The 2,046-nt window shown below is 69.5% G+C and carries 2 protein-coding genes; both read right to left on the reverse strand.

What is annotated here, in order from left to right; translation table 11 throughout:
• Positions 1-1,076: DNA mismatch repair endonuclease MutL (mutL, locus tag D588_RS0111585; RefSeq protein WP_017916091.1), on the reverse strand; the 1,076-nt coding region annotated here is incomplete at its 3' end.
• Between the two features lie 134 nt (positions 1,077-1,210).
• The coding region (locus tag D588_RS0111590; RefSeq protein WP_026143614.1) for an N-acetylmuramoyl-L-alanine amidase at positions 1,211-2,046 on the reverse strand (836 nt) is incomplete at its 5' end.

The following is a 2,046-nucleotide window of genomic DNA, read 5'->3' on the forward strand; positions in this document are numbered from 1 at the left end:
AGGCCCGCGGGCGCCCAGGCCGCAGCGCCCGCGGCAGGCACCGCGGCCGTCGCTTCGGCACCGAGCGTGCCCGGCAGGCTGCCGGCACGGGTCTGCGCCAGCGCATCCTGCAGCGTGCGGTAGACGAAATCATGGATCAGCCGCGCATCGCGGAAACGCACCTCGTGCTTGGCCGGATGCACGTTGACGTCGACCCGCGCCGGCTCCAGTTCCAGGAACAGCACATAAGCCGGCTGGCGGCCATGGAACAGCACATCGCCGTAGGCCATCTTCACCGCATGAGCGACACTGCGATCGCGCACAGAACGGCCGTTGACGTAGAGGTATTGCTGGTCGGCGCTGGCGCGCGAGTAATGCGGCTGCGCAATCCAGCCATGCAGGCGCAGGCCGGCACCGCTGTGGTCCACGCGCAGCGCCTGCCTTGCGAAGTCTTCGCCCAGGGTCTCGCCCAGGCGCGCGTCCGAGTACAGATCGCCCGGCTTGTAGCGCCGCGACGGCTTGCCGTTGTGCGAGACGCGCAGCTCCACGTCGGGGCGCGCCAGCGCCAGCGAACGCAGCCACTCCTCGATGTGGCCCAGTTCGGTGCGCTCGGCACGCAGGAACTTGCGCCGCGCCGGCACGTTGTAGAACAGCTCGCGGACCTCGACCAGGGTGCCCGGCGGCAACGCACGCGGCTGCACCTCGCCGACCTTGCCGCCGTCGACCTGCAGCGCCGCACCGTGTTCGTCGCCGGCACGGCGCGAGGCCAGGGTGAAGCGGCTGACCGAGGCGATCGACGGCAACGCTTCGCCACGGAACCCGAGCGTGCCCACCGATTCCAGGTCGTCCAGCGAGGCGATCTTGCTGGTCGCGTGCCGCGAGATGGCCAGCGGCAGTTCCTCGGGCGCGATACCGCCACCGTCGTCGCGGATGCGGATCAGGCGCACGCCGCCTTCTTCCAGATCGATGTCGACGCGGTGCGCACCGGCGTCCAGCGCGTTCTCCACCAGTTCCTTGACGACAGAGGCCGGACGCTCGACCACTTCGCCAGCGGCGATCTGGTTGATCAGGATCTCGGGCAGCTGCCGGATGCTCATGCCGTCCTCGCTCCATGCGCGCACAGACGCGCGCCGGTCGTGGCGACAGGACGAAAACGACAGCAGAAGAAGAACATCGGCACGGCTCGCGGCGCGGACGCCGTCATCGAGGATCAGCCGTTAATGATAGCGCCTCAGCGGCTGCCGCCGGCCACCGTGCTGGCCGCTTCCGCCTCGGCCTGCGCGCGCGCGGCGAACAGCGTGCCCGGCGGCGGCTGCCGGGTGAAGAAGGTGCTGACGCCATCGAGCACGGCACCGGCGATGCGGCGCTGGTAGGCCGGATCGGTCAGCCGGCGTTCTTCGTCGGGGTTGGAGATGAAGGCGGTCTCGACCAGCATCGCCGGCATGTCCGAGGTGCGCAGCACCGCGAAGTTCGCGCGCTCGATCTCGGGCTTGTGGTTGTTGCCGATCCGCTTGAGTCCGCCCAGCACTTGCTCGGCCGCATCTTCGGAGGACTTCATGTGGCCGCTCTGGGCCAGGTCCAGCAACACGTTGGCCAGGGTGCTGTCGGTCTTCTGCAGGCGCACGCCACCGATCAGGTCGGCAGCGTTTTCCTTGTCGGCCAGCCAGCGCGCGCGCTGCGAGGACGCGCCCTTGGTCGACAGCACATAGACCGAGGAACCGGTCGCGCTGCGGTTCTCGGCCGCGTCGGCGTGGATAGAGATGAAGATGTCGGCCTTGGCCGCACGCGCCTTCTGCGCGCGCATCGGCAGAGGAATGAACACGTCGGTGGTGCGGGTCATGTAGGCCTTCATGCCTGGCGTGGCGTTGATCTGGCGCGCCAGTTCGCGGCCGATCGCCAGGGTCACGTCCTTCTCATGCTTGCCGGTCGGACCGCTGGCGCCGGGATCCTGGCCGCCATGGCCGGGATCGATGGCCACGATCAGCGGACGCATGCCGGGCGCCATCTTCACCCGCGAGGCCGCGCTCGGCATCACCGGCCGTGCTTCGGCGGCAGCAGCCACCGCCG

The sequence above is a fragment of the Xanthomonas sp. SHU 308 genome, from assembly GCF_000364645.1.
GTDB classification, from domain to species: Bacteria; Pseudomonadota; Gammaproteobacteria; order Xanthomonadales; family Xanthomonadaceae; genus Xanthomonas_A; species Xanthomonas_A sontii.